Annotated in this window: 29 protein-coding genes; 25 read left to right on the top strand and 4 right to left on the bottom strand. The window is 36.7% G+C overall.

Translation table 11 applies throughout. From position 1 onward, the window contains the following. Nucleotides 1-19: 19 nt before the first annotated feature. The 8 genes from U8519_RS01795 (at nt 20) to U8519_RS01830 (ending at nt 8,032) form a co-directional block, all read left to right on the top strand. A complete protein-coding gene (locus tag U8519_RS01795) occupies nt 20-880 on the top strand; it encodes a carbohydrate ABC transporter permease (RefSeq protein WP_334328616.1) in 861 nt (286 codons plus the stop codon). Next, the gene (locus U8519_RS01800; protein WP_334328617.1) at nt 880-1,692 is read left to right on the top strand and encodes a carbohydrate ABC transporter permease; all 813 of its coding nucleotides are present in this window, start codon (nt 880-882) and stop codon (nt 1,690-1,692) included. Before U8519_RS01795 ends, U8519_RS01800 begins: the two co-directional genes overlap by 1 nt. 16 nt (nt 1,693-1,708) lie before the next feature. Continuing rightward, on the top strand, nt 1,709-2,365 hold the full coding sequence (locus tag U8519_RS01805; protein WP_334328618.1) for a hypothetical protein: 657 nt from the start codon (nt 1,709-1,711) through the stop codon (nt 2,363-2,365). Between the two features lie 87 nt (nt 2,366-2,452). Continuing rightward, nucleotides 2,453-3,556 carry an ABC transporter ATP-binding protein gene (locus U8519_RS01810; protein ID WP_334328619.1) on the top strand — a complete coding sequence of 368 codons (1,104 nt, stop codon included), beginning with the start codon at nt 2,453-2,455 and terminating at the stop codon, nt 3,554-3,556. A 71-nt stretch (nt 3,557-3,627) separates the two neighbouring features. Continuing rightward, a complete protein-coding gene (locus U8519_RS01815; protein WP_334328620.1) occupies nt 3,628-5,871 on the top strand; it encodes a glycoside hydrolase family 65 protein in 2,244 nt (747 codons plus the stop codon). 74 nt (nt 5,872-5,945) lie between these two features. Next, nucleotides 5,946-6,632 carry a beta-phosphoglucomutase gene (pgmB, locus tag U8519_RS01820; RefSeq protein WP_334328963.1) on the top strand — a complete coding sequence of 229 codons (687 nt, stop codon included), beginning with the start codon at nt 5,946-5,948 and terminating at the stop codon, nt 6,630-6,632. 16 nt (nt 6,633-6,648) lie between these two features. Continuing rightward, nucleotides 6,649-7,638: an aldose epimerase family protein gene (locus U8519_RS01825; RefSeq protein WP_334328621.1), complete on the top strand. Its 990-nt coding sequence runs from the start codon at nt 6,649-6,651 to the stop codon at nt 7,636-7,638. Nucleotides 7,639-7,648: 10 nt separating this feature from the next. Next, nucleotides 7,649-8,032, top strand: coding sequence for a VOC family protein (locus U8519_RS01830; protein ID WP_334328622.1), 384 nt, complete (start codon nt 7,649-7,651; stop codon nt 8,030-8,032). Between the two features lie 78 nt (nt 8,033-8,110). Here U8519_RS01830 and U8519_RS01835 read toward each other — a convergent pair whose 3' ends face one another. Beyond that, nucleotides 8,111-9,340, bottom strand: a complete 1,230-nt coding sequence (locus U8519_RS01835; protein WP_334328623.1) for a M20/M25/M40 family metallo-hydrolase — start codon at nt 9,338-9,340, stop codon at nt 8,111-8,113. Nucleotides 9,341-9,440: 100 nt separating this feature from the next. On the opposite strand from U8519_RS01835, the gene U8519_RS01840 reads away from it, so the two are divergent. Then, nucleotides 9,441-9,632 (top strand): hypothetical protein, encoded by a 192-nt coding sequence (locus U8519_RS01840; RefSeq protein ID WP_334328624.1) that lies wholly within the window; start codon nt 9,441-9,443, stop codon nt 9,630-9,632. Beyond that, complete coding sequence (locus U8519_RS01845; RefSeq protein WP_334328625.1) at nt 9,619-10,329, top strand: hypothetical protein; 711 nt, start codon at nt 9,619-9,621, stop codon at nt 10,327-10,329. Before U8519_RS01840 ends, U8519_RS01845 begins: the two co-directional genes overlap by 14 nt. 44 nt (nt 10,330-10,373) lie before the next feature. Here the strand turns inward: U8519_RS01845 and U8519_RS01850 are convergent, their stop codons facing one another. Continuing rightward, the gene (locus U8519_RS01850) at nt 10,374-10,556 is read right to left on the bottom strand and encodes a hypothetical protein (protein WP_334328626.1); all 183 of its coding nucleotides are present in this window, start codon (nt 10,554-10,556) and stop codon (nt 10,374-10,376) included. A gap of 159 nt (nt 10,557-10,715) precedes the next feature. Here U8519_RS01850 and U8519_RS01855 point away from each other — a divergent pair, with 159 nt between their 5' ends. Then, a complete protein-coding gene (locus tag U8519_RS01855; protein WP_263853641.1) occupies nt 10,716-10,844 on the top strand; it encodes a hypothetical protein in 129 nt (42 codons plus the stop codon). 48 nt (nt 10,845-10,892) lie between these two features. On the opposite strand, the gene U8519_RS01860 is transcribed toward U8519_RS01855, so the two are convergent. After that, entirely contained in the window at nt 10,893-11,402 is a 510-nt protein-coding gene (locus U8519_RS01860; protein ID WP_334328627.1) for a YbaK/EbsC family protein, read from the bottom strand. A gap of 167 nt (nt 11,403-11,569) precedes the next feature. Between U8519_RS01860 and U8519_RS01865 the strand changes: the two genes are divergently transcribed. The 8 genes from U8519_RS01865 to U8519_RS01900 all read left to right on the top strand — a co-directional run bounded on the left by U8519_RS01865 (nt 11,570) and on the right by U8519_RS01900 (nt 18,299). Then, on the top strand, nt 11,570-11,749 hold the full coding sequence (locus U8519_RS01865; RefSeq protein ID WP_334328628.1) for a hypothetical protein: 180 nt from the start codon (nt 11,570-11,572) through the stop codon (nt 11,747-11,749). Between the two features lie 410 nt (nt 11,750-12,159). Then, nucleotides 12,160-12,309, top strand: a complete 150-nt coding sequence (locus U8519_RS01870) for a hypothetical protein (protein ID WP_334328629.1) — start codon at nt 12,160-12,162, stop codon at nt 12,307-12,309. Between the two features lie 132 nt (nt 12,310-12,441). Then, the gene (locus U8519_RS01875; RefSeq protein ID WP_334328630.1) at nt 12,442-12,846 is read left to right on the top strand and encodes a hypothetical protein; all 405 of its coding nucleotides are present in this window, start codon (nt 12,442-12,444) and stop codon (nt 12,844-12,846) included. Nucleotides 12,847-12,916: 70 nt separating this feature from the next. Continuing rightward, a complete protein-coding gene (gene prmA, locus U8519_RS01880) occupies nt 12,917-13,834 on the top strand; it encodes a 50S ribosomal protein L11 methyltransferase (RefSeq protein ID WP_334328631.1) in 918 nt (305 codons plus the stop codon). After that, entirely contained in the window at nt 13,815-14,564 is a 750-nt protein-coding gene (locus U8519_RS01885; RefSeq protein WP_334328632.1) for an RsmE family RNA methyltransferase, read from the top strand. The genes prmA and U8519_RS01885 overlap by 20 nt, the downstream gene beginning before the upstream one ends. Before the next feature lie 445 nt (nt 14,565-15,009). Next, nucleotides 15,010-17,241: a RelA/SpoT family protein gene (locus U8519_RS01890; RefSeq protein WP_334328633.1), complete on the top strand. Its 2,232-nt coding sequence runs from the start codon at nt 15,010-15,012 to the stop codon at nt 17,239-17,241. Nucleotide 17,242: 1 nt separating this feature from the next. After that, nucleotides 17,243-17,680, top strand: a complete 438-nt coding sequence (gene dtd, locus U8519_RS01895) for a D-aminoacyl-tRNA deacylase (RefSeq protein ID WP_334328634.1) — start codon at nt 17,243-17,245, stop codon at nt 17,678-17,680. Nucleotides 17,681-17,684: 4 nt separating this feature from the next. Further along, on the top strand, nt 17,685-18,299 hold the full coding sequence (locus tag U8519_RS01900) for an HAD-IA family hydrolase (RefSeq protein WP_334328635.1): 615 nt from the start codon (nt 17,685-17,687) through the stop codon (nt 18,297-18,299). A 50-nt stretch (nt 18,300-18,349) separates the two neighbouring features. Here U8519_RS01900 and U8519_RS01905 read toward each other — a convergent pair whose 3' ends face one another. Then, complete coding sequence (locus tag U8519_RS01905; protein WP_334328636.1) at nt 18,350-19,651, bottom strand: N-acetylmuramoyl-L-alanine amidase; 1,302 nt, start codon at nt 19,649-19,651, stop codon at nt 18,350-18,352. 174 nt (nt 19,652-19,825) lie between these two features. On the opposite strand from U8519_RS01905, the gene U8519_RS01910 reads away from it, so the two are divergent. The 6 genes from U8519_RS01910 (at nt 19,826) to U8519_RS01935 (ending at nt 26,378) form a co-directional block, all read left to right on the top strand. After that, on the top strand, nt 19,826-21,040 hold the full coding sequence (locus tag U8519_RS01910) for a chloride channel protein (RefSeq protein WP_334328637.1): 1,215 nt from the start codon (nt 19,826-19,828) through the stop codon (nt 21,038-21,040). Between the two features lie 244 nt (nt 21,041-21,284). Beyond that, entirely contained in the window at nt 21,285-22,556 is a 1,272-nt protein-coding gene (hisS, locus tag U8519_RS01915) for a histidine--tRNA ligase (RefSeq protein ID WP_334328638.1), read from the top strand. Between the two features lie 6 nt (nt 22,557-22,562). Next, the gene (gene aspS, locus U8519_RS01920) at nt 22,563-24,332 is read left to right on the top strand and encodes an aspartate--tRNA ligase (RefSeq protein ID WP_334328639.1); all 1,770 of its coding nucleotides are present in this window, start codon (nt 22,563-22,565) and stop codon (nt 24,330-24,332) included. Between the two features lie 144 nt (nt 24,333-24,476). Then, on the top strand, nt 24,477-24,917 hold the full coding sequence (gene msrB / locus U8519_RS01925; RefSeq protein WP_334328640.1) for a peptide-methionine (R)-S-oxide reductase MsrB: 441 nt from the start codon (nt 24,477-24,479) through the stop codon (nt 24,915-24,917). Then, the gene (msrA, locus tag U8519_RS01930) at nt 24,917-25,435 is read left to right on the top strand and encodes a peptide-methionine (S)-S-oxide reductase MsrA (RefSeq protein WP_334328641.1); all 519 of its coding nucleotides are present in this window, start codon (nt 24,917-24,919) and stop codon (nt 25,433-25,435) included. The genes msrB and msrA overlap by 1 nt, the downstream gene beginning before the upstream one ends. A gap of 64 nt (nt 25,436-25,499) precedes the next feature. After that, nucleotides 25,500-26,378, top strand: a complete 879-nt coding sequence (locus U8519_RS01935; RefSeq protein ID WP_334328642.1) for a YitT family protein — start codon at nt 25,500-25,502, stop codon at nt 26,376-26,378. The last annotated feature ends 6 nt before the right edge of the window (nt 26,379-26,384 follow it).

Consider the following 26,384-nt stretch of genomic DNA (forward strand, 5'->3'; position numbering starts at 1 on the left):
ACAAAAGAGGGCAATGAATATGAAAAATAGAAGTCTTTCATTCTGGCTATTTTTAACGCCAACCCTCGTTGCGTTAGCCTTGGTTGTATTCATTCCGGTACTTGAAGGTTTATTCTATTCATTTACCGACTGGGATGGTCTTACTTATACCAAGATGGTAGGATTTCAAAATTACATTCAATTGTTCCACGATAAGGCGTTTATTAACGCCTTTTGGTTTACAGTGGGCTTTGTTATTGTAACTGTGATCTTACTAAACGTAATTGGTTTAGGGTTAGCATTACTAGTAACACAAAAATTCAAGGGAAGTAATTTCCTACGTACCGTATTCTTCATGCCAAATATGATTGGTGGTTTGATCCTAGGATTTATTTGGCAATTCATTTTCACACAGGGCTTTTCAGCTTTGGGTAATGCATTACACATGAGTTGGTTGCAAGGCTGGCTTACAAATGAAGTAACAGGATTCTGGGGATTAGTTATTGTTACTGTATGGCAAATGAGTGGTTATATCATGATCATTTACATCGCATACTTGCAAAATATCCCTAATGAAGTTATCGAAGCTGCTGAAATCGATGGTGCTTCAGCATGGCAACGTTTCACTAAGATCACGTTCCCAATGATCGCACCAGCCTTTACAGTATGTATGTTCTTAACTCTTTCAAACGGATTCAAGATTTACGACCAAAACCTTTCATTGACGAATGGTGGACCATATCATTCAACACAAATGTTGGCGATGGATATTGTTAATACAGCTTACAATTCAAGTAACTTTGCCTTATCAGAAGCTAAGGCTATGATCTTCTTCTTGATTGTTGCTGCAATCTCATTATTGCAAGTCTTCTACAACCGTAAGAGGGAGGTAGATCTATAATGAGCAAAAAAAGTAGAACTGCTTTAGGAGTTTTTGGAATCATCCTTGGAATCATTTGGTTATTCCCATTCTACCTAATCGTTACTAACTCATTTAAGACACCAAAAGGAATCTTCGCATCAGTACTTTCGCTTCCAATACAAAGTACAACTGCTAACTACGTTAATTCCTTTAAGGCCTTGGACTTTATGGCTTCATTAACTCATTCACTGATCATTACCGTAGTATCTGTTTTGGTTATTATTTTGGGAGCCTCAATGGGTGCATATGCACTTCAAAGAAATAGATCAAAATTGAGTGGCGGATTACTAATGCTGTTTATCTCAGCTATGTTGATCCCATTCCAATCAGTTATGATTCCTTTGACTGCTAACTTCGGTGGTGTTCACTTCCTAAATATGTGGGGACTTGTCGTTATGTACTTAGGATTCGATTGTAGTTTGTCGATCTTCTTATACCAAGGTACTTTATCTAGTATTCCGTTGGCAATGGATGAAGCTGCTGAAATGGAAGGGGCAAGTCGTTGGCAAATATTCTACAAAGTTATTTTCCCAATGCTCAGTCCTATGACTGTTACAGTAGCAATCTTGAATATCATTGCTATCTGGAATGACTACCTATTACCATCATTGGTATTACCACAAACTCAATACACAATTCCACTACAAATGTTTAATTTCTTCGGTCAATATACAAAGCAATGGCATTTGGCTCTAGCCGGAATTACTATTTCGATCCTACCTGTAATTATCTTCTATCTAATCGCACAAAAGTGGATTATCAAAGGTGTTACAGATGGTGCTGTTAAATAATTAAGGAGGGAAAAACGTGATTAATTTAAACTCGAAGAATGGTCAAAAATTAATAACCGCTGGAAATTGGATTTGGTCTTTGTTTACAATTAATGTTTCGTTCTTTTTGATCAATTTTTCAGTTATCTTAACTGCGATTATTCTCTCAAATTTACCAATATCTGCGACTTATTACATTGTGCTTTTTGTAATGTGGCTGATGCTTTCATTATTCACAATTCCCGGACTGACTGCTAGTTTTTCAGCAGTTCAAGAATGGCAAGTCAATGGTAGCGGCAGTTTCTTCAAATATTTCTTTAAAAAATGGTTTGAATTACTGAGAGATTATAAGATCAATTTTGGATTTGGTGCAGTAGGTATTGCAATGATCGTACTGAATAAGATTGCGATAGGTAATACACAATGGCATACGGTAGTTTTAACATTCACGTTCGTTTATCTGATGGCCTTAGTCGCAACGACATTTCAGTCCGCAACTAAAGAAAGCAATAATGCGTTAACGTTACTAATATCTAAACCATTTCCGATAATTATTTCTGTAATTGTATTCTTAGTATTAATTCTGATAAATTTTGTTTTACAATTAGCATTTTTAAGTGTTATTTGTAGTATTTCTCTAGCTACTTATGTTTCTTATCGTTTATTAGGTGGCAAGATAGAAAAAAATGATTGACTTTGGGTGTGGAGGACACATCTAGATTGATTAATGAGTTAGCTCGTTAGTTAACTGGAAGTCAAAAAAATAAAAGGAGCGTTAAAAATGGTAGAAATTAATTTAGATCACATTTATAAACGCTATCAAGGCAATACTGACTATTCAGTTAGTGATTTCAACCTAGACATTAAAGATGGTGAGTTTATTGTCTTCGTTGGACCTTCCGGATGTGGTAAATCCACCACATTGCGTATGATAGCTGGTTTGGAGGATATTACTGACGGTGATTTCAAGATGGATGGCAAGGTAATGAATAAAGTTGCCCCTAAAGATCGTGATATCGCTATGGTTTTTCAGAACTACGCTCTGTATCCTCATATGACCGTCTTTGACAACATGGCCTTTGGACTGAACATTCGTAAAAACGACAAAGCTGATACGAAGAAGCGTGTTGAGAACGCTGCTAAGATCCTAGGCTTAACAGATTATCTTAAGCGTAAACCGGGTGCCCTCTCTGGTGGTCAAAGACAGCGTGTTGCCTTAGGACGTGCTATCGTTCGTGATGCTAAGTTATTCTTGCTTGATGAACCACTATCAAACTTGGATGCCAAGTTGAGAGTTCAGATGCGTACTGAAATTGCTCAATTGCATCAAAGATTAGGTCGTAATTTTATCTACGTTACCCATGATCAAGTTGAAGCTATGACTATGGCTGATCGTATTGTCATCATGAGTGATGGTAAGATTCAACAAGTTGGTTCACCAGCTGATCTATACAACAAACCTGAGAACAAATTCGTTGCTGGATTCATTGGTTCACCTGCTATGAACTTCTTCGATGTAACACTAGCAGATGGCAAGATCACTAATGATGAAGGTATCAACATGGTTGTCCCTGAAGGTCAATATAAGATCTTGAGAGACAAGGGCTATGAAGGTAAGAAACTAACATTTGGTATTCGTCCAGAAGATATTCATGCTGAAGAGATTGCTATTCAAACTTTCCCTGATGCAATTATCAATGCCAAAGTTGAAGTTTCCGAACTATTGGGTGCAGAGTCAATGCTCTACTCAAAACTGGGAAATACAGACTTTATCGCAAAGGTAAATTCACGTGACTATCACGAACCAGGTGCAGAAGTAAAAATGGCTATTGAAATGACAAAAGCTCATTACTTCGATGATGATACAGAAGAAACAATTCTTTAGAGGATTTTAAAAAGGTAATTGGGTATTTTGTTTACCTAATTACCTTTTTTATTTTTAGGAGGCGTAATTGAATGAAGCGGATATTTGAAGTTGATCCCTGGAATATCATCACGCACAAGCTAGACAAAGATGACAGACGTCTACAAGAGAGTATGACTAGTCTTGGTAATGGCTATATGGGGATGCGTGGCAACTTTGAAGAAGACTACAGTGGCGACAGCCTTCCAGGAACGTATCTTGCTGGAGTTTGGTATCCAGACAAGACACGTGTTGGTTGGTGGAAGAATGGCTATCCAAAGTATTTTGGTAAAGTCATCAATGCAGTTAACTTCATAAAAATCAATTTTTTGATCAATGGTTCAAAGCTTGACTTAAATACTGATCAAATTAGTGATTTCAAGTTAGATTTAAATATGAAAAATGCAGTTTTAACTAGATCCTTCATCGTCACGAAAGGCGAAGCAAAAGTTGAGTTCAAATTTGAGAGATTCTTAAGTGTTGCTCAAAAGGAACTATCTGTTCAAAAAGTCAGTTTTAAGAACTTATCAGATAAGAGCGTCGAGATCAAAGCCATTTCGGCTTTGGATTCTAATGTCGTTAATGAAGATTCTAACTATGATGAACATTTTTGGAATGTTCTAGATATTGATGAGAACAGCTTAGTCGCAGAAACAAAGCCGAATAACTTTGGAACACCGAGATTCACATCTGGTATGGAAATGTGTCACGTTACAGTGATGGAAAAAGTCGATTCAACCGTTACTGATTCAGAAACTAGCGAGACGTTCAAGATCAATCTAGAATCAGATGAGGTAGCGATCCTCGAAAAACGTGTCATCGTAGTAACTTCTCGTGATTACGATTCAACTGAAGAGTTGACCGATGCTATGAGCAAGTTAGCTAACGATGTGACTACACAGTCGTATGATGAACTTTTGACTTCACACCAAAATATTTGGGCAGAACGTTGGAATAAGTCTGATGTCAAAATCCAAGGTGACGACGAATCACAACAAGGGATGCGTTTTAATCTCTTTGGATTGTTCACAACATATTATGGTGAAGATGCTCGCTTGAATATTGGACCCAAAGGATTCACTGGTGAGAAATATGGTGGGGCCACTTATTGGGATACCGAAGCCTTCTGCGTTCCAGTTTATCTAGGAATCACTAAGCCAGAAGTAACACGTAACTTGTTGATGTATCGATATAAGCAACTAGACGGTGCCTATGTCAATGCTCAACAACAAGGTCTCAAGGGCGCACTGTTCCCAATGGTAACGTTCAACGGGATTGAATGTCACAATGAGTGGGAGATCACTTTCGAAGAGATCCATCGTAATGGTGACATTGCTTTTGCAATTTATAATTACACTCGATATACCGGTGATAAGGACTTTGTTCTGCACCAAGGTAGTGAGATCCTAACAGAGATCAGTCGTTTTTGGGCAGATCGAGTACACTTCAGTAAACGTAACAACCAATACATGATCCATGGTGTTACAGGTCCAGATGAATATGAGAACAATGTTGATAACAACTGGGATACTAATTTGTTAGCTAGATGGACGCTAGAATATACCTTGAAGATCCTCAAGGAAGTTTCAGCGGATCAAGCCAAGAAGCTTAATGTGACAGATGCTGAAAAAGCTAAGTGGCAAGACATTGTAGACAAAATGTACATGCCATTTGATAAAGGATTGAATATCTTTGTGCAACATGATGGTTTCTTGGATAAAGATCTAGAGCCAGTTAGTTCAATTCCAAAGGATCAATTACCGATCAATCAACACTGGTCATGGGACAAGATCCTACGTTCGCCTTATATCAAGCAGGGTGATGTCCTTCAAGGTATCTGGGATTTCATTGAAGATTTCACACCAGAACAGAAGAAGGCTAACTTTGATTTCTATGAACCATTAACAGTTCATGAGTCAAGTCTTTCACCTGCAATTCATTCTGTACTAGCAGCCGATCTACATTATGAAGATAAAGCGGTTGAATTATACGAAAGAACCGCTAGACTAGACTTAGATAACTATAATAATGATACCGCTGACGGATTGCATGTTACCGCAATGACTGGTGGCTGGTTGGCAATAGTGCAAGGATTCGCTGGAATGAGAGTTCATTCTGATGGCGTCCTCAGCTATAAGCCATTCTTGCCAAAGAAATGGGACAGTTATTCATTTAGACAAGTCTTCAGAGGCCGAGTTATCGAAGTAAGCGTCGATAAAAATGGTTCTGACATCAAACTTATTTCAGGTGATCCACTTGAAATCGAAGTTGATAATAAACCTGTCACGCTTAATTAGTAATGAAAAAAATAATTGAGGGCTGAGACATATTATTTGTCTTAGCCTTTTTTTATAAAATGGGAGTGTATATGATGGTTAAATTTGAACAAATCAAAGGTTTCGTATTCGATTTAGATGGGGTAATCGCTGATACATCAGTTTATCATGGCAAGGCATGGCATCAATTAGCCGATGAATTAGGTGTAACATGGACAGAACAATTAGCTAATGATCTGAAGGGTGTCAGCCGTATGGATTCACTTGAACTAATTCTTAAAGCTGGCGGCAAAGAGAATGATTATACATTAGAAGAAAAAGAAAAATATGCTGCTGAAAAGAATACTAATTATTTAAATCTTTTAAAAGATATGGATAAAAGTGCCATTTTACCAGGCATGGCCGATTTTATTGCTAGTCTTGAGGAACATGATTATAAGTTATCACTTGCTTCAGCATCTAAGAATTCACCTCTGGTGCTTGAACAATTAGGATTAGCTCAATACTTTAAGAACCGTATTGATCCAGCTACTTTGAAACACGGCAAACCAGATCCAGAGATCTTCGCTCGTGGTGCTGAAGTTCTTGGTTTGAAACCAGAAGAGTGCATCGGACTGGAAGATGCTTCAGCGGGCGTTAAATCGATCAATGGAGCTGGTGAGACTTCAGTCGGTATCGGTGATCCTGAAATATTACATGAAGCAGATATTAACTTTACCGATACATCACAAGTTACATTAGATAACATTAAAAAAGCTATGGATAAAGTAGAAATGAGCTAAATTTGGAGTGTTGGGGATGCCAGTAACTAAAACTAAATTTGGTCAAGTTAATGGTGAGGATGTCTATAAATACACGATTGAGAATGCTAATAAAACTCGGATCAGTGTTTTGACATATGCAGCGACTTGGCAAAATTTTGAAGTATATGAAGATGGTAAATATCATTCTTTGATTTCGCATTTTGATGATTTACAGAGCTATATTGATACTCCGTTTCAAGTAGGCAAGACAGTTGGGCGTGTTGCCGGTCGAATAGGTAAAGCTAGATTTATGATCAATGGTCATACTTATCAGCTTGCACCGAATAATCAAACCAACTTGATGCACGGTGGTGATAATGGAATTCAAACTAAGAATTTTATTGGCTCCGTGGATGAAACGAACAATTCAGTTTCACTATCTCTGATAGTTAAGGCTAGTGACGATGATTTTCCGGGCAATATTGACTTGTTGATCACTTATTCGTTAAGTGATGAAGATGAAGTTGCGATTAAGTACACTGCTGTCAGTGATGCTGACACATTATTTAATCCTACTTGTCATGTTTACTTTACCTTAGGTGAATCATCGATCATGAAAGATGAATTACAAATATCTTCTGATAATTATTTGGAAGTCGATGATGAAAAGGTTCCTACTGGTTCTTTTGCTTCAGTGAATAATGCGTTTGATTTTAGAAAAGGGCAAAAGATCCAAGACGCTTTATGCAAACTAAAATCACAAAATGATAAACTGGAATTCGATGATACCTTTGTTACATATGGTGATAGAGTTGCTACATTTAAATCGGATAAACGTGCAGTTGATTTTTACTCTGACAGGAACGGATTAGTCATTTTTACGGCCGATCCGACTGGTCAGGTGATACCGAATGAATATGGTAGCCTAGCAATGGAATTACAGACATTGCCGGATGCTGTTAATCATAGTAATTTTGGAGATATCATTTTGAGAAAGAATCAAAAAACTTCCTATATAAATAAATATAAATACAGGAAGTTGTAGGGGGCATTTTATGAAAATCGATCACGTAGGTTTATTTGTTAAAGACATTGAAAAGACAGTAAAATTTTACGAAACATATTTTGAGGCTAAGTCATCTGAAAAATATCATAATCCAGTTTCGACTTTTTCATCTAGATTTTTGACATTTCCAGATGGTGCAAGAATTGAAGTATGTAGTAGGGATGATCTGAACCTTCATCGTACAAATGGATTTCCGTTGGGATACATGCACTTGGCATTTTCTCTGGGTTCTAAAGAAGCAGTCGATGATCTAACTTCAAGAATCGAAGCTGGTGGATATCGTCATTTGAGTGGTCCTAGAACTACTGGCGACGGATATTATGAAAGTGTTGTTTGTGATCCTGAAGGCAACCAAATCGAATTAACTGTATAACTAAAAAAAGACAGCGTTAAGCTATTTAATTGATTAAGTAGCTTAAGTGGCTGTCTTTTTTTGAAGATAAAATTGCTATTATGCAAAAAATTTTTCAGCAATCAATTTGTAAATATCGATAAACTTCAAGTAATCATCCTCAAAAACAAATTCGTTTATTTGATGAGCACTTTCGTTACCAGGACCAGCAACGATTACTTCAAGATCATGGTTGGCTTCAACAAATTGGGAAGCATCTGTACCACCTGGTGCGCCAACGGCTACAGCATCTTGCATCCAGACTTCTTTATAAGCATCACGTGCCATTTGTAAGAATTCTGAGTTGAGATCAGTCTTGACAGGCCAATTGCTGCTTTCGATATTTAGCTCAAGATTCATCTTTGGATCGGCGGCGTTCATTTCATCGACTAATTTATTGAGATCATCGATGATTTGGTCGTTATTGTATTCGGGAATCGTTCTGATTTTGACGGTTAATTCGGCGTAGTCGGGGATGGTATTCTCTTGATCGCCAGATTTGAAAATAGTAACTGATGGTTTTGTTTTTCCAAGAACATCATCATCGGCACTCTTTAGTTTTTCGAAATATTCATTTTGTTTATTATAGTAAGAAACCAAATTATCGAGGGCATTGATTCCCACTTCAGGCATTGAACTGTGAGCGGCTTTACCATGTGAGATAACTTGATAGGTGACAGAACCTTTGTGTGCGCAAAAGATTGAATGGCGGCCATATTCTGTTGGGTTTGGTTGAGTGATTCTGATTAATCCACTTGCGGCCAACTTGTCAGTTACCAATTTTGAAGTGGAGTTGCTAGGTTCACCTACAACCAATGCTTTGAGATCATTGGCGTAGCCAGCGTCTGATAGTTGCTTAGCACCAAATTCACCGATTTCTTCACCAACAGTGGCGATGAACTTGATGTTGCCCTTGAAGGAATCATCTTCATTAAGTTCGATGATGGCAATGGCCATTCCAGCCAGTCCACCTTTCATATCAGAAGTTCCACGTCCGAATATTTTACCGTCAATATGCTTTGGCTTGAAGGATGAATCGTAGTTCCATTTACTTTCGTCAACAGGTGCAACGACATCTTCATGTCCAGTGAAACCAAGGATTGGACCGTCTCCCTTATTGATTGAAGCAATGAGGTTATAACGATCTTCGTCGTATTTAACCAATTCAGTTTTGATATTGTGTTTGTCGAATAGTTCTTTGAGGTAATCTGCAACAACTTTTTCGTTTCCATTTACGGTTCTTAATTTAATCAGATCATCTAAAATCTCTAGTCTTTCAGATTTTTCCATGTCTAGTCCTCCGATAACTTTTTATGTATAATACTAAATAGTTCAACAGTTCTATTTTAGTATTTCTATGAGCAAAATGGTAAAAAAAGAGGATTAAATATTGAATTTATTGATGAAAATTGACAGGTATTTAGGTATATTTCTGTTAGTTGTTGCTGTATTAGGATTTATTTTCCACTGGTTCACGACAAATTATTTGTGGTCTGCAGCTGGAGCTGGTTTACTATTAATTGTAATATCATTTACATCAGACAAAAAAGATCCTAAGGAGAAGACACATGGACGACAATAAGAATATTACTTTTGAAGATTATTTAATGACAAACTCGATGCATTTTGCGAATAGTTACGGTAGTTTGATTGAATGGGTCGAGAAGATTCAAGTGGCAGTGCAAACTGAATTGAATTTGGTCGATGATTTCGAAGATCGCGCAGAATTATCTTCATATCAATCCATCTCAGATGACTGTACGCAAATAATTTATGATTTGAGCTATGAATTAGCTAGATTCAACAGTAATATTACAAAGAAGAGCATTAGTGCGATTACTTTAGAACAAGCAATTCTTTTCCAATCTGAGAATGAAGAGGATGCGGTTAAAGAAGAATATGATTCATACAAAAAGGCACACGTAAATGCTTATGATTCATTCTTGGATCTGATCGAAATTCTTGAGAAATTGTCTGATCGTTATCCTTGGGTTAGTTATGATGATCCTGATAGCAGTTATAAATTTGATCTAATGGATGCGTTTTTGATGGTTGGTCAATTTTATTTCATGGGAATGGGTGACTATACTGAAAAAGATTCAGAATCATATATTGCTATGATTCGTCCAATGATCGAACAATTAGATTTAGCTGGTGAAATAAACGGTGATGTTAGTGATTTTGAAGCAACTTATATCAATGATGCCGAAGATTCCATTAATGAAGGAATGGATCGTTTAGCTGCTGATCAAGCTGGAGTTCCATACATACAAGAGTAATTAAAAAGCTGGCAATCATTTAAGATTGACCAGCTTTTGTATTGTTAGTTTACTTTTTTACGACCCTCAGGTGTGTATTGGTTTGCCTTATGTCTACGGTATAGGTAGTAAATACCACCGGCAATCGCAGCAATTATGATAAGTGGAATAGCAACGTGAACGATAAAGAAGCCAACAACCACAATGATTAGAATCCATTTTAAAACATTCAAGAATGTATCGGCCAATTAAATTCTCCTTTTTTAATTTGTGTCTATATAATCTTACTTATATTATGTATTGTCAAGAATTAAGAAAAAAAGGTTGACTATTGATAATCATGCTAGTATAGTAACGTCTATCGCTACCTCTTAGATATACGGAACAACAAAGGAGGCGTGAATAATATGAAATATAGAATTCTACTAGATTTAGACAATCAATTATTCACAGCAGTTGACGTTAATAATAGCAATCACTTTGGTAATGGTACAACCATCGAAAAAGCTATCGCAAACCTTAAACAAGCTGCTTAATTATAGAAAAAATAAAGGACTGAAGCGTCTCGGCTTCAGTCCTATTTTTTATGCTTCGGGTTCTTCAACCGCAAATGTACCAAATTTAGCATTGACCGCTTTTGCTAGATCATGAGGTTCAACTAAGATAGATTGACCGATTTTACCAGCAGAGACAATGATTTTTTCAGCTTCATCGGCTTCAGTATCGAAGTAGATAGGGTAGTTGTGAAGAGAATGGATACCGACAGGACTATTAGCGCCATGTTCGAAACCACTAGTTTTAACTAGATCTTTCAATGGAACCATGCCGACCTTTTTGTTGCCAGATAATTTAGCAAGCATCTTGTAGCTGATATGCTTATCCAGTGCAACCATACCGACAATAGGACCAGTCTTATTGCCAGTTAGAACTAGTGTCTTATAGATTTTATATCCATCTTTTTCACTGCCATCATTGACCAACTCTTGTGTGTCGCCTTCCATCTGAGTGGGGAAGGTCATTGGTTCATATGCGACTTTTTCCTTATCGAGAATTTTCTCGACTAATGTTTTTTGTATTTTTTTCTTTTTTCCCATTATTATCACCTTAATTGCAAATTCTTACTCTTACTATCATAACAAACTAAGCTAATTTTTAAAGTGAGCCGAACCGCCAAATAAACGTGTTTTTTGAAAATTTTTAAGTTAAAATATTTAACACTTGTTATATAATAGTTAACATTGCAATAGAAGGAGCGATGATCATGAGTTTTTTCAGACGTAAGCAAACTAATGACCCTGCTAATAATGATTTCAGTAAAATATCACAAGAAATCAAAAAAAGTCCAGAAAAATTATCAGAAGCACAAAGATTGTTTAAAAATAATGAATCTTTGAGACAACCTGCTACTCATATTAAAGATGATGAGTCTAAAAAGGATTAGAGTTTTTTTATTTCGGTTTTGATTCTGGTTTTGATTCCGATTCCGCTTCCGGTCAGCAGTAATTCTATCTGTGGCAGGACCGATTTGAGCCAAAAAGCGGTCTCAAATCTTGCTTTCCTGCTTTGCATAAATCGTGCAAATCAAGAAAGACATCCAGTGCTGTAAATGTGGAAAATCACCACATTAACACCACTTTTTCCACTGATTCCATTACTGCTGACCTCCAGCTAAATTGATTATTTACAAAATTAGCATGTAAAGTAGATATTAGTATTTATTTTTCTTATCTGTTTTTACGTGCTATTTTGGTCTATGGAATATAAAAATTAATATCCGGTGATTGATAACTGTTACATTATAAGGAGAGTCCAACTTAGAAGTAATACAAATCTAGCTGACGATGGTTAACAATGGAATCCGCCGTAATAGTGTTCTTAGCGATTTATCGCTTAGAACACTGGACGACTGGGAAGACCACAGGCTTCCCAGCGAGGTTGAAAACGAAGTTTGAAACCGGTCCGACGGCAGATGGAATTGTTGACCATCGTCAGCGGCAATAGCACCAACCATCCAGAATACTATTTCAAGTAGTATTCTTTTTTTATTATCCAACCATAAGTTTAAATTTATGCTTTGCATAATTTATAATTTATGGTATATTATAAAAAAATAAATATTGAGGTGAAGTGATTATGAATTTCATTAGCGCAGAGAGGACTCATGTATTAGAAACAAATGTATTTGTAGAAAGATTTTTGACATATCGTGATGTTTTCGTGGAGTATTTCAAAACCATGAATTTAATTGAAAGAGGCGAAGCTCTGACATATGAAAACTATTCACGACTAGCCGACAATTATATCTATAATATTAAAAGATTCATCAAATTGGGCAATTCATATGTTAAGAAGTATCATTTAGAGGGTTCTAAATTATATGAAAGTTTAAATAATTATTTTGTGGCTTTGATCGATGCCTTAAACTACTTAGATTATAAAAATAATGTTATAAACAAGCCGCAGGTAGCCAAAGCAAGAGCGGTAATTCGGGACCGTGAAGTTGATTTTATGAACGAAGTTCATTCATATATTGGTTAAGACGTGATAAACGTCTTTTTTTTATTACCATTTTCTAGTAATCTTAAAGATATTGAGATGGAGGCAAATTATGATTTGGAAAAAGATTAGTGTGTTGTTCCCAGACACTATAAACGAAGAAATAATTTCAGATACATTTATGAAAATAGGCGCACAAGGAACTGAAATTGTTGACGACGATAATGATAACGTTAAGACGAGAATTAATTCTTATTTTGATGAAAAAACTTATAAACCAGAGTTGGTCAATGAATTACAAACAGAAATCAATAAACTACCAGAATATGGATTCAATATTGATGGTGTTGAGATAGAAGAAAGTTCTGTTGATGAGAGCTCATGGGAAAATGAATGGAAGCAATATTATCATCCGGTACACATCAGTCACTATTTAACGGTTGTGCCTAACTGGGTCGACTACCAACCTGAGAATAAGGATGAACATATTATTGTCATGGATCCGGGTAAGTCATTCGGTACAGGGACACATCCAACGACATTTTCGTGTATGCAAGCATTGGAAATGATTCTGGGCAACGCTGAATCATTGTATGACGTTGGTACTGGATCTGGCATTCTGTCAATTCAAGCTCGTCAATTAGGTGTAAAGAATATCAAGGCATTTGATTTGGCGCCTGAAGCAGTCACAGCCGCAAAGGAAAATATTAAATTGAATCCTGGTTGTGAGGATATCGAGGTCTATGAGAATTCGTTGCTAGATGGTGTGGACGGCAAAGTAGACGTTATTGTTGCTAATATTTTGGTAGACGTTTTGGAACAATTCATCCCCGATATTGAATCTCATTTAAATAGTAAGGGATTTGTCATTTTATCTGGTATTATTAATGAAAAGGAAAAACTAGTTACTGACCTGATGAAAGAACAAGGATTTTCAGCAATCGAGGTTCTTCACCTAAAGGGTTGGTCCACTATGATTTGTAAGAGAACAAAAGATATCGAGGAACAAAATGGAGCAATACTTCGTTAATCAAACAATTCAGGGACAATCATTAAGAATCTCTGATAAAGAATTATATAAACATTTAGCTACAGTCCTTCGCCATAAGAGTGGTGATGTGATCTACTTAGTAGATAATAATAATGATTTATATCATTCAACGATCGATAAAATCGATACTGATAATAAATTTATTCAATTCGATGTCGCTAAGAGTGACAAACCATCGACGGAATTGCCAGTAGATGTGACAATTGCTTGTTCTTTGTCAAAAAAAGACAAAATTGAATGGATCACACAAAAAGCCACCGAATTAGGTGCCAAAAGAATTATTTTCTTTAATTCTCAATATTCAATTATGCATTGGAAATCTAATGTTGTAGATAAGAAAATGACTAGATTACAAGAAATCGCTAAGAATGCCGCACAACAATCAAAGCGCCGTCTAATTCCTGAAATTACTTATTTAAAAAATATCAGTGAATTAGATAATGCGACTGAAGAACTCAAGCTGATTGCTTACGAAGAATCCGCTAAGGAGGGTGAAACGAGTATCTTAGCACAGTCATTATCCAAAATGCCAAAGTCAATAATCTGCTTATTTGGCCCGGAAGGTGGATTTTCACCTGAAGAAGTGACAAACTTACAAGAAAATGATTTTGTTTCTATCGGTTTGGGATCAAGAATAATGCGTGCTGAAACTGCACCTATGTACTTCCTATCAGTGCTATCATATAATTATGAACTTAATTCAAAATGAGGAATGAAAATTGAAGAATCTTTGGAATAAAGTTGAGAAATCTAAATCAACTTACATCGCACTTATATCTATTATTTTAGTTTTTATCATGCCAATATTATTTAATCTATTTCATCTAGGACGTACTAACCGAATCATTTGGTTGTTCTTTGTGATAAATATTTTATTTGCGGGCTTTATTGGTTGGTTTACAAGGAAGTATCATTTATCATTCTTTAACATGGTGATTTTTCCGGTAATATTTGTCATTAGTGTTTTCGTAAAATACGGACGATATGGCTATTTCTTATCGGGAATTTACCTAGTTTTGAGTATTTTGATATATTTTCTTTTTGATAATGAAAATTGATTGTTTTTTATAACCAAAGAAAGCATAATAATACGTAAAGAAAAGCACTCGCTTCGAACAGAGTGCTTTTTATTGTAATCGAAGGGGTGAACGGAAATGAAAAAAAACGAAGATTATACTCCTGATCAAGTTCTCGATATTTGCCGTGAATATATGAATGAGGATCACGTCGAATTCGTCAATAAAGCTTATAATTTTGCCGCATATGTTCATAAGGAACAAAAAAGAGCAACTGGTGAACCATATATTATTCACCCTACTCAAGTTGCACAAATTTTGGCTTCATTACACATGGACCCTTACACTGTTGCTGCGGGATATTTGCACGATGTCGTTGAGGATACTAACGTTACTCTCGGCGATGTCGAAGAGTTATTCGGCAGTCAAGTGTCGACGATTGTTGACGGTGTAACCAAGATCAGTAAATATAAATATCATTCTCATCAAGAATTATTAGCTGAGAATCATCGTAAGATGCTTTTAGCGACTGCTAAGGACTTACGTGTCATCATGGTCAAGCTGGCTGACAGGTTACATAATATGCGCACCTTGAAGGCATTGCGTCCAGATAAACAAAGACGTATTGCTAATGAGACTTTGGAAATCTATGCTCCCTTAGCCGATAGATTAGGTATCAGCAAGATCAAATGGGAACTAGAGGATCTGTCACTACACTATATCAATCCGCAACAGTACTATCGTATTGTTCATTTGATGAACAGTAAACGTGATCAGCGTGAGGCCTATATCGCTGAAGCAATTGATTATATCAAGACTAGTGTCGATGCTTTAGGTATCAAATACGATATTTATGGTCGTCCAAAACATATTTATTCTATTTATAAGAAAATGCGTGACAAGCATAAGCAGTTCTCCGAATTATATGATTTATTAGCTATTAGGATCGTGGTTGATTCTGTCAAGGATTGTTATGCTGTTTTGGGATCGATTCACTCAAAGTGGAAACCAATTCCAGGACGTTTTAAGGACTACATTGCCGTTCCTAAAGCTAATGGTTATCAATCACTTCATACGACAATTATTGGCCCTGGTGGACAACCACTAGAGGTTCAGATTCGTACTTTCAAAATGCATCAGATAGCTGAATATGGTGTTGCCGCTCACTGGGCATACAAAGAAGGTAACTTTGAAGGGGTTCATCTGGATGAGAATGAACAGAAGATCGATGTCTTCCGTGAAATTCTTGAGTTGCAAGAGAATTCTGACAATGCGGCTGATTTTATGAAGTCGGTTAAAGGTGAGATCTTCAACGACAGGGTTTATATTTTTACTCCGCAAGGAGAGGTACGAGAATTACCAAAAGGCTCGATACCGCTAGACTTTGCCTATCAAGTTCATACCGAGGTCGGTAGTCATTCAGTTGGTGCCAAAGTTAATGGCAGAATGGTTCCACTCAATTACCAACTAAAGAATGGTGATATTGTTGAGATGCTAACGAATGAGAATTCCACACCTAGTCGTGATTGGATTCAAATGGTTTACACCTCACGTGCACGTAATAAGATCAAGCGTTATTTCAGAATCAAAGATCGTCAAGAGAATATTCAAATCGGTCGAGAATTACTTGAAACTGAACTAAAAAATCGTTCACTTTCAGGTAAAAAATATTTGGATAAGAAACATATCGAATTGGCGATGAAGATTTTTAACTTTACTGACCCTGAAGAACTATACAACTCGGTTGGTTATGGCGAATTATCACCAATTAACGTCATCCATAAGTTAGTCAATGAAGATCCTGAAAATAAGAAAAAAGCCGAGAAGAAAGAGCTAGAAGAAAATGTAATTACGGAGACACATGAAAATGCTCCGAAACCTAGTCCAGAAAATACGAAGCTTAAAAAAGAACAGGCTAACGCTAATACAAGTATCTCGGTTCAAGGCATCGATAATCTTCTCATTCGCTTAGCTAAATGTTGTAATCCAATTCCTGGCGACGATATTGTCGGATATATCACTAAGGGACGTGGGTTGACGATCCATCGTGCGGATTGTCCAAATGTTCAAAGTGAGGAAGCCAAGAAACGCTTTATTGAAGTTAGTTGGAATAATGTTACACGTGATAAACGTTACACAGCTGAACTAGATATTTATGCATTTAACAGAAATGGTTTGTTGAATGAATTATTACAAGTTATTAACTCGAATACTAATTCTCTGATCAATGTGAACGGACGTCTTGATAAAGAAAAGATGGCGGTCGTCCATGTTAGTGTTGGTGTTAATAATAAGGAGCATTTGGATCAAATTATTTCTAAATTAAAGAACGTACCAGATGTTTATGAAATTAAAAGGACGGTTGAATAATATGAAAGTAGTTATCCAGCGTGTCTCTGAAGCAAAGGTTAGTGTCGATAACAAAATCCTTGGTCAAATCGATCAAGGATTTTGTTTGTTAGTCGCTTTTGCTGATGAAGATAACGATGAAACAATTGAATACATGGCTCGTAAAATTGCTAATATGCGAGTATTTTCTGATGCGGATGATAAAATGAATTTATCAATTAAAGATATTGATGGAGAAATTTTGTCTATATCTCAATTTACTCTGTATGCTGATACTAAGAAGGGGAATCGTCCTAGTTTCACTGGAGCTGGTGATTTTAAGACTTCTAGTGCTAAGTATGATCAATTTAATGACGCATTAAGGAATTACGATATAAACGTTGCAACGGGTGAATTTGGCGCCGATATGCAAGTATCATTGACCAATGACGGCCCTGTGACGATAATAATGGAGCGATAAGTATATGAAAAGTATTGTTTGGGATTTTGATGGAACCTTGGCTAATAGCTATCCTGGTATAGTTATGGCAACTCAAAGATCCCTGAAGGAAAACTTTGATATAGATATTTCAAAAGATTCGATTTATAAAGAAGCATTAAAAACGTCTGTCCGTAAATTGGCCGGTGATCTGTTAGATGGTGATGATGAAAAAGTTAAAACTTTTTATAAGTCCTACAAGCTGCATGAACAGACATATCATGATCAGATCAAATTAATGCCACATGCCAAAATAGCCTTGGAATATTGTAAAATTCAAGGATATCAACAATTCATTGTGACACACCGTGATACGTCTATTTTTGAAGTTGCTAAACGATTAGGGATCGCTGATTACTTCAAAGAAATGGTCAGTGCCGAAGATGGTCATATTCGTAAGCCGGATTCAGAAATGCTAGATTATTTGATTGAGAAATATTCGTTAGATCCTCGAGATATTTGGGTAGTCGGTGATCGTAAGATCGATATTGACTTCGGTAAGGCTGCTAACGCAAAAACAGTTTTGTTGAGCGATCAGAAAATCGACTTTGATGTTGATCATCAGATCAAAAATTTGCAGGAGATCGATCAAGTATTGTAGCAAGCAAAAAGTGATCATGAGATTTGTTCTCATGATCACTTTTTTTGGTTCTATTTGAAATATTCTTTTAAGCCATTAGTTACGGCTTGTGCTACTTGTGATTTGTATGATGATGAATTGATGTATCCATAATCTGATGTGGAGTTGATGTATCCTAACTCGATCAAGATCGATGGTTGACTGTTGTAATGTAATACGTAAAGATCTTTTTGTTGTGTACCACGATTATTTATTGCTAGTTTCTTCAGCTGATCGTTGATATCAGTTGATAGTTTGCCATCTTTATTTTTGTTGTAATAGTACGTGGTTACACCTGTACCGGCGTTTTCTTGTCCAGTGGAATCGAAGTGAAGACTGATATATGCATCAGCTTCAATTTTACTTGATAGACGAGCTCTTTCACCGAGTGTCTTTGTATCATCACCTGAACGAGTTAGAACAACTCTAGCACCAGTTTTTTCGAGGTCAGCTTTGATAGCTTTGGCGTAGGCTAGAGTGAAGTTCTTCTCGTAAGTTTTCTTCTTCGACTCGGCACCGACGTCATCACCACCGTGACCAGGATCGATAACGATCGTTGCTTCGGAGATATTTGTGGCAGCTGATTTAATAGCACTCTTAGTACCAGAAATCGTTACGACCCAGCTGGCAATGTAACCGACTGATCCATCGCTGTCTCTGACTTTATACCATTTGCCACTCTTGCCAAGATAGTCGAACTTCTTACCGACATTCACTGTCTTAATGACACGACTAGAATTGTTTGGCTCAATACGTAACTTAGTATTAGATTGAGTTACTGTCACGGTCTTGATGTCGCTATCTCTTGAACTGGAACTATTGCTTGAACCAGAAGTTTCATCGGTACCTTGAATGAATTGACTTTTGACCCAACCGGCAGTGCCTTTGTAAAGTATCTGAGACCATTCTTGTTCTTGGTACATGACAGTTACCTTTTGAGATTGCTCGATCGTACCGAGAACATCGCTGTTTGCATCGTCGTTTTTGAAGACGGTCGTATTAGGAACTTTGACGATACCAACTTTATTAGTTGCAGAACTAACTTCGGTATTATCAATTAACCAGCTGGCGACCCAGCCAATTTTATCTCCAGAAAGACGTACTTGATACCATTTATTTTTTTCGGCTAATATAGCTAGTTTGTCGCCTTTTTTTACTTGACCCATATTGGAATAGGATAATCCCGGTCCAACACGCACGTTGACTGAATTAGACTCGACAACAATCGCATTTGCGTTTGCCAAAGCTACTGTTGACCAACTCGATAAGGCAATTAAAAAAACAATGGCAACAAATAACTTATTTTTAATTAAAAAAGTAATTATCTTTTTCATTTAAAGGATTCCTTTGTTGTCGCTATAATGATTATCATATATGTATATCTTACTGAAAAAAAGTAAAACTTAAAAGATAGAAAATGAAAAATTCACAGAAAATTGACATTTTTAAGCAATAATGTTCGTTAATGTGATAATCATCATTAGAAATTAGAAATAATGGAGTATATTTTGAAAAAATTTAGGGCAATATTTCTTTTAAATAGTATATTACTAGGATTTTTGACTGGGGTCACAGCTGGAGCTTATTTGATTTTAGTTAATTTTTTGATAGATCTAATCTGGAAAAAGATTCCAGTTGTTTTTCATATTTCAACGATTCTCTATCCACTGATTATTTGTAGTATTGGTGGTTTGATTATTGGTTTTCTTCAAAGAAAAAACGGTAATTATCCTAAGACGATGGCACAAGTTTTGGGAGAATACAAAACCACTGGAAAAATTAAATATACTAATGAAGTGCGTAAGAATTTTTTTCATGCAATTCCGGTATTAGCCTTTGGAGGTAGTATTGGACCGGAAGCCTCCCTATCAGGAATACTTGGTGGGATGATCAACTGGGTGGGAGATCGAATGAAGATGAGTCTAGAGCGCCGAGAAGAACTAGTTGATATGGGAATTGGTGCAATTTTGTCGACAGTGTTCTATGCACCATTTGCAGGTATTGGTAGAGCTTTTGACAAGCCGACCCGTGATTTCATAGTAAAAGGAAGAAAAATATTTGTCTATACTGTTACGACCATATCTGGTGTGATTGGATTCTTTTTGGTAAATAAACTATTTCCACACGAAAGCAGTTTCGGTATTCACTTTAGAGATAACATCAACTGGACTTGGCAGGGATTTGCTTTGATTCCTCTAGCAATTATAGTAGGAGCAATGTTTGGTAAATTATTTAATTTTTTGGGACAGTTGAGCAATAGAATTACTGAAAATAATCGAAAAACCGTCTTGTGGGCAATCATTGGTGGTTTGATTATTGGTATTGCTGGAGTGATTTCTCCGTATTTTTTGTTTTCTGGGGAGATACAATTACTTTCTTTTTCCAAAGAAGCAGTATCACAATCAGCATGGTTCTTGATTTTTATAGGATTAGGCAAGGCCTTTATAACTAATTTTTGTTTTTCTTTAGGTTGGCGTGGCGGAATGATCTTTCCAGCTATTTTTTCAAGTGCTGCGATTGGATTTGCCTTATCGGCCATACTGCCATTTACACCAGCAATTTTAGTTTCAGCAACCATTGCTGCCAGTTTGACCTATATCATGAGACAACCAGGGGTAGTAGCTGGATTATTATTATTGCTTTTGCCGATTGAAATATTTCCTATAATAATAGTGGTTTGTTATTTAACAAATTATTTATTGAAATCACTTTCAAAACATTAATATACTTGACATTTGAGGCAGTTTTGACTAACTTATAACTATATTCGAATCAAATTAAAAATTGCTCTACAGAGAACCTGGATGCTGAGATCAGGTAAGTAATTCATTTGAGTGACGTATTATCAATCGTCTGGCAGGCGTTAACTGTAGCAAATTACTAGGTGGTACCGTGCTAATGCACCCTTTGTCTTATTTAGGCAGGGGTGTATTTTTTTATGTATGGTTCACCAAAAAGGAGGATTTCATGCGCTATCAAAAACCAAAGGGTACAGCAGATATTTTACCCGGAGAATCAGAAAAATGGCAATATGTAGAATCAGTTGCCCAAAACGTTTTTAGTCGTTATCGTTTCTCAGAAATTAGAACACCAATTTTTGAGTCTTACGAAGTCTTTGAACGTTCATCAGGTGACACATCAGATATTGTTTCTAAGGAAATGTATGACTTTAAGGACAAGGGTGATAGACATATTGCTCTTCGTCCAGAGGGTACGGCTGGAGTTGTTCGCGCTTATATTGAAAACAAGTTGTACGGACCTGAACATCAACGTCCATACAAGGTTTGGTATAAAGGACCAATGTTTAGATATGAACGCCCACAATCAGGACGTCAACGTCAATTCCATCAAATTGGGGTTGAAGCTTTCGGTTCTGATTCACCAGAATTAGATGTAGAAATTATTTCAGTTGGATTGAACTTTTTGAATGAATTGGGAGTTCACAACTTGAAGGTCGCCGTTAATACTTTGGGTGATCCAGAATCACGTGAGAATTACCACAAGGCATTAGTTGATTATTTCACACCTTTCAAGGATCAATTGAGTGATGATTCCAAAGTACGTCTTGAAAAGAATCCTTTGCGAATTCTTGATAGTAAAGATGAAAACGACAAAAAGCTAGTCGCTAATGCACCTTCAATCTTGGATTACTTGAATGATGCTTCAAGAGATCGCTTCGAGTATCTAAAATCATTGTTGAACGATTTGGATATCAACTATGTAGTTGATCCAACAATGGTCCGTGGACTTGATTATTACAACCATACTATTTTTGAATTCATGGTAACTGATCCAGCATTCAACAATAAAGAAATCACTGTTCTAGCTGGTGGACGTTACAATGGTTTGGTTGAAGAACTTGGCGGTAAGTCTGAACCTGGTATCGGTTTTGGCCTAGGTATGGAGCGCTTGATGTTATTGCTCAAGGACGAAGATATTCATGTTGAGAATGACTTAGATGTTTATCTTGTTACCATCGGTGAAAAAGCTGAACGTGCTTCAGTTAAGATTTTGTCCAGTCTTCGTCGTGCTGGATTCTCAGCCGATAAAGATTATTTACAAAGAAAAACAAAAGCTCAATTCAAGACCGCTGATCATTTGAACGCTAAATATACTGTAACTATCGGTGATACTGAGCTTGAGAATGATACAGCCAATGTTAAAAACATGGCAACTGGTGATCAAGTTAGCGTATCACTAGAAAACCTAGCAGAAGAATTGAAAAAGATAGAGGGATAAGCAAATATGCAAGAAAGAACAGATTATTGTGGCAGCATTACTGAAGAGTATGTTGGCAAAAAAGTTTCTTTGGACGGTTGGGTTCAAAAGAGACGTGACCTTGGTGGTTTGATTTTCGTTGACCTTAGAGACTACAAAGGCTTCGTACAATTGGTATTCAATACTGATCATAAAAAAGCACTTGAAACAGCAGAATCATTACGTTCTGAATATGTTATCAATGTTATTGGTACAGTTAGATTACGTGATGAGAGTGCTATCAACGAAAACATCCCAACTGGTAAAGTTGAAGTTGTTGTTGAAACAGTTGAGTTACTAAATAAGTCAATCACACCACCATTTGAAATCGTTGATGATGTTGATGCTTCTGAAGAAACAAAGTTAAAGTATCGTTACCTTGATCTTCGTAGACCAGAGATGCAAAAGGCTATCCGTACACGTGCCCAAATCAAGCACTCAGTTCATGAATATTTATATGACAATGGATTTATCGATATTGAGACACCAAACCTAACACCTTCAACTCCAGAAGGTGCTCGTGATTATCTTGTTCCTTCACGTGTATATCCTGGACATTTCTTTGCCTTACCACAATCACCACAATTGTTTAAGCAATTGTTGATGGTCGGTGGATTTGATCGTTACTATCAATTAGCTCACTGTTTCCGTGATGAAGATCTTCGTGGAGATCGTCAACCAGAATTTACCCAAATCGATTTGGAAATGAGTTTTATGTCTGCTGAAGAGATTCAATCAGTGACTGAAGGACTTATTGCTCGTGTTATGAAAGACGAGAAGGGTATCGATGTTAAGTTGCCATTCCCAAGAATTAACTGGGATGACGCCATGGCTCGCTATGGTTCTGATAAACCTGATATTCGTTTTGGTATGGAATTACAAGACTTGAACGATGTCTTCAAGGACACTGAATTCAATGTCTTCAAGGGTGCCATTGATAATGGTGGTCAAGTTAAGGCTATTGTTGTTAAGAATAACGCTGACAAGTATTCAAGAAAGAATATTGAAGAATATCAAGAATACATCAAGCGCTTTGGCGCTAAGGGTCTTGCTTGGCTCAAGTACAATGACGACAAGATCACTGGACCAGTTGCCAAGTTTATCACTGCTCAACATGATGCTTTGGTTGAACGTTTGGGTCTTGAAAACAACGACTTGGTATTGTTCGTTGCTGATAAGAAGAAAGTTGTTGCTGATGCATTAGGATATTTACGTGTTGATATTGCTAAGAACTTACATCTATATGATCCTAATGAATTTGCCTTCACATGGGTCGTTAACTGGCCATTATTCGAGTATGACGAAGGTATTCAACGTTGGACAGCTGCTCACCATCCATTCACAATGCCAAACGAAGAAGATGTTCATTACTTAGATGAAGATCCACATAAGGCATATGCTCAAAGTTACGATATCGTACTTAATGGTTATGAATTAGGTGGCGGTTCGATCCGTATTCATGATTACAAGATTCAAGAAAAGATGCTTAAAGCTCTAGATTTTACTAAAGAAAAAGCTTACGAACAATTTGGCTTCCTACTTGATGCCTTGCAATACGGTTGCCCACCACATGGTGGTTTGGCTATTGGTTTGGATAGATTTGCTATGCTATTAGCTGGCAAGGATAATATCCGTGACGTGATTGCATTCCCTAAGAATTCAAACGCCACAGAACCAATGACACACGCACCAAGAGAAGTTGCTGAGAATCAACTTGTTGATCTTGGTATTGAAGTAACAAAAAAGAATAAAGATTAATAAATAATTAGAGACGCTACGATGACAACAATCGTATGGCGTCTTTTTTATTAATTATTTTTTAATTAATATGAGCAATTTTCTAGAAAAGGCATATAGATTGCGTATACTTATAGACATAAGTTATGCCTAGGAGTGATTTGAGTGAAGAAGGAATACAAGAAAAATCTCGAAGGATTATCGGAAGAACAATTGCATGTAACACAAGACCGAGGAACAGAAATGCCATTCAGTGGTAAGTATGATGATTTCTACAAAAAAGGGATCTATGTCGATATTGCTAGTGGCGAACCATTGTTTTCATCGGCACATAAGTATGATGCTGGATGCGGCTGGCCTTCATTTAGTCAACCAATTGCTGAACTAAAAGAGAGCACGGACATGCGTACTGGTCATGCTCGTACTGAGGTTACTAGCGAGGATGCTGGTTCACACTTGGGTCATGTCTTTACTGATGGTCCTAAAGAAACCGGTGGTTTAAGATATTGTATTAATTCTGCAGCTTTAAAATTTGTTCCATATGAGGAAATGGACGAAAAAGGTTATGCAGATTATAAAAAATACGTTGATGAAGGTGATAAATAATGAATGAAAAGAAAGCTATCTTTGCTGGAGGGTGTTTCTGGTGTATGGTAAAGCCATTTGACGAACAACCTGGAATTATTTCAGTTGTATCAGGTTTCACAGGTGGTCATGTGCCTAATCCAACTTACGAACAAGTTTGTACAGGAACAACTGGCCATACCGAAGCTGTAGAAATCACTTATGATGCTGACAAGATTTCTTATGATCAACTTGTAAATACATATTGGCAAGTTACTGATCCTACAGATGCTGGTGGGCAATTTCAAGATCGTGGTGATAATTATCGTCCAGTGATTTATTATTCAGATGAATCTGAGAAGAAGATTGCTGAAAAGTCCAAGCAGGACTTGGCTGAGGCTGAAAAATTCGATGATCCTATCGTTACTGAAATTTTACCAGTTGAGCCGTTTTATCCTGCAGATGAATATCATCAAGAATTTTATAAGAAGAATCCTGCCCGTTATGAACTAGAAGAAAGTGGTGGACGAGCAGATTTCATTGAAAAACATTGGAAATAAGCTGAAATAATATCGATTTGTGCTAATATTGTTAGGGTAAATTCGTTATTAGGAGTAATTTTAAATGGATGAAATAGATAAGCTGATTGAAAGACATCAGAACTTATCCAAAATATCAGTCGCATTCTTATACTCAATTGCAGTATCGATCGCGGTTAATATGTTTTGGACACCTGGCGGGATCTACGGTTCAGGTGTAACTGGTGCTGCCCAGTTGATCTCAACGATTACTGAGCGCTGGTTCCCATTCCATATTTCTACAGCTGTAATGTACTTCGCATTTAATGCGCCACTGTTTGTTTTGGCATGGAGAAAGATCGATCATAACTTTACGGTCTTTACGGTTATTGCCGTAGCCTTTGCTTCACTTATGATGCACTTTTTCCCAGCAGCGAAAATAACAGCAGATCCTTTAGTTTGTGCCATTTTTGGTGCGGTCGCTAATGGATTTGGTACAGGTATGGCATTGCGTAACGGAATATCTACTGGTGGTATTGATATTGTTGGTATTATTTTACGTAAAAAAACTGGTAAAAGTGTCGGAACGATTAATATTATGTTTAATCTGTTCATCATCGCCTGTGCGGGCTTCTTGTTCGGATGGGTGCACGCTTTATACAGTGCTATAAGTATTTTTATAAATGGTCAAGTTATTGACATGATCTATAACAAAGACCAAAAACTTCAAGTTATGATCGTTACCTCAAAGCCGAAATTTGTTATTAAAGAAATTCAAAGTGAAATGCGTCGTGGTATCACTATTGTTCATGATGCTGAGGGTGCTTTCAAACATGAAGAGAAGACCATCTTGTTCACGGTTATTTCACGTGCTGAATTGCATGATCTGGAAACGGCAATGTCATTATCTGATCCTCATGCCTTTGTAAGTGTTACAGATACTGTTAAGATATTAGGTAGGTTCTACCAGAAACATATCTATTAGTAAAAG

Origin of the sequence: Companilactobacillus sp. HBUAS59699, from assembly GCF_036913575.1 — a bacterium.
Lineage (GTDB): Bacteria > Bacillota > Bacilli > Lactobacillales > Lactobacillaceae > Companilactobacillus.

What these genes read in the sequence shown, in the direction of transcription:
- U8519_RS01810 (WP_334328619.1), top strand. Translation starts at nt 2,453, where the DNA reads ATGGTAGAAATTAATTTAGATCACATTTATAAACGCTATCAAGGCAAT.
- dtd (WP_334328634.1), top strand. Translation starts at nt 17,243, where the DNA reads ATGAAAGTAGTTATCCAGCGTGTCTCTGAAGCAAAGGTTAGTGTCGAT.
- U8519_RS01795 (WP_334328616.1), top strand. Translation starts at nt 20, where the DNA reads ATGAAAAATAGAAGTCTTTCATTCTGGCTATTTTTAACGCCAACCCTC.
- prmA (WP_334328631.1), top strand. Translation starts at nt 12,917, where the DNA reads ATGATTTGGAAAAAGATTAGTGTGTTGTTCCCAGACACTATAAACGAA.
- U8519_RS01905 (WP_334328636.1), bottom strand. Translation starts at nt 19,651, where the DNA reads ATGAAAAAGATAATTACTTTTTTAATTAAAAATAAGTTATTTGTTGCC.
- pgmB (WP_334328963.1), top strand. Translation starts at nt 5,946, where the DNA reads ATGGTTAAATTTGAACAAATCAAAGGTTTCGTATTCGATTTAGATGGG.
- U8519_RS01900 (WP_334328635.1), top strand. Translation starts at nt 17,685, where the DNA reads ATGAAAAGTATTGTTTGGGATTTTGATGGAACCTTGGCTAATAGCTAT.
- U8519_RS01845 (WP_334328625.1), top strand. Translation starts at nt 9,619, where the DNA reads ATGGACGACAATAAGAATATTACTTTTGAAGATTATTTAATGACAAAC.
- U8519_RS01890 (WP_334328633.1), top strand. Translation starts at nt 15,010, where the DNA reads ATGAAAAAAAACGAAGATTATACTCCTGATCAAGTTCTCGATATTTGC.
- U8519_RS01860 (WP_334328627.1), bottom strand. Translation starts at nt 11,402, where the DNA reads ATGGGAAAAAAGAAAAAAATACAAAAAACATTAGTCGAGAAAATTCTC.
- U8519_RS01835 (WP_334328623.1), bottom strand. Translation starts at nt 9,340, where the DNA reads ATGGAAAAATCTGAAAGACTAGAGATTTTAGATGATCTGATTAAATTA.
- U8519_RS01885 (WP_334328632.1), top strand. Translation starts at nt 13,815, where the DNA reads ATGGAGCAATACTTCGTTAATCAAACAATTCAGGGACAATCATTAAGA.
- aspS (WP_334328639.1), top strand. Translation starts at nt 22,563, where the DNA reads ATGCAAGAAAGAACAGATTATTGTGGCAGCATTACTGAAGAGTATGTT.
- U8519_RS01825 (WP_334328621.1), top strand. Translation starts at nt 6,649, where the DNA reads ATGCCAGTAACTAAAACTAAATTTGGTCAAGTTAATGGTGAGGATGTC.
- U8519_RS01935 (WP_334328642.1), top strand. Translation starts at nt 25,500, where the DNA reads ATGGATGAAATAGATAAGCTGATTGAAAGACATCAGAACTTATCCAAA.
- U8519_RS01865 (WP_334328628.1), top strand. Translation starts at nt 11,570, where the DNA reads ATGAGTTTTTTCAGACGTAAGCAAACTAATGACCCTGCTAATAATGAT.
- U8519_RS01815 (WP_334328620.1), top strand. Translation starts at nt 3,628, where the DNA reads ATGAAGCGGATATTTGAAGTTGATCCCTGGAATATCATCACGCACAAG.
- hisS (WP_334328638.1), top strand. Translation starts at nt 21,285, where the DNA reads ATGCGCTATCAAAAACCAAAGGGTACAGCAGATATTTTACCCGGAGAA.
- U8519_RS01875 (WP_334328630.1), top strand. Translation starts at nt 12,442, where the DNA reads ATGAATTTCATTAGCGCAGAGAGGACTCATGTATTAGAAACAAATGTA.
- U8519_RS01855 (WP_263853641.1), top strand. Translation starts at nt 10,716, where the DNA reads ATGAAATATAGAATTCTACTAGATTTAGACAATCAATTATTCACAGCA.
- U8519_RS01870 (WP_334328629.1), top strand. Translation starts at nt 12,160, where the DNA reads ATGGAATCCGCCGTAATAGTGTTCTTAGCGATTTATCGCTTAGAACAC.
- msrA (WP_334328641.1), top strand. Translation starts at nt 24,917, where the DNA reads ATGAATGAAAAGAAAGCTATCTTTGCTGGAGGGTGTTTCTGGTGTATG.
- U8519_RS01830 (WP_334328622.1), top strand. Translation starts at nt 7,649, where the DNA reads ATGAAAATCGATCACGTAGGTTTATTTGTTAAAGACATTGAAAAGACA.
- U8519_RS01800 (WP_334328617.1), top strand. Translation starts at nt 880, where the DNA reads ATGAGCAAAAAAAGTAGAACTGCTTTAGGAGTTTTTGGAATCATCCTT.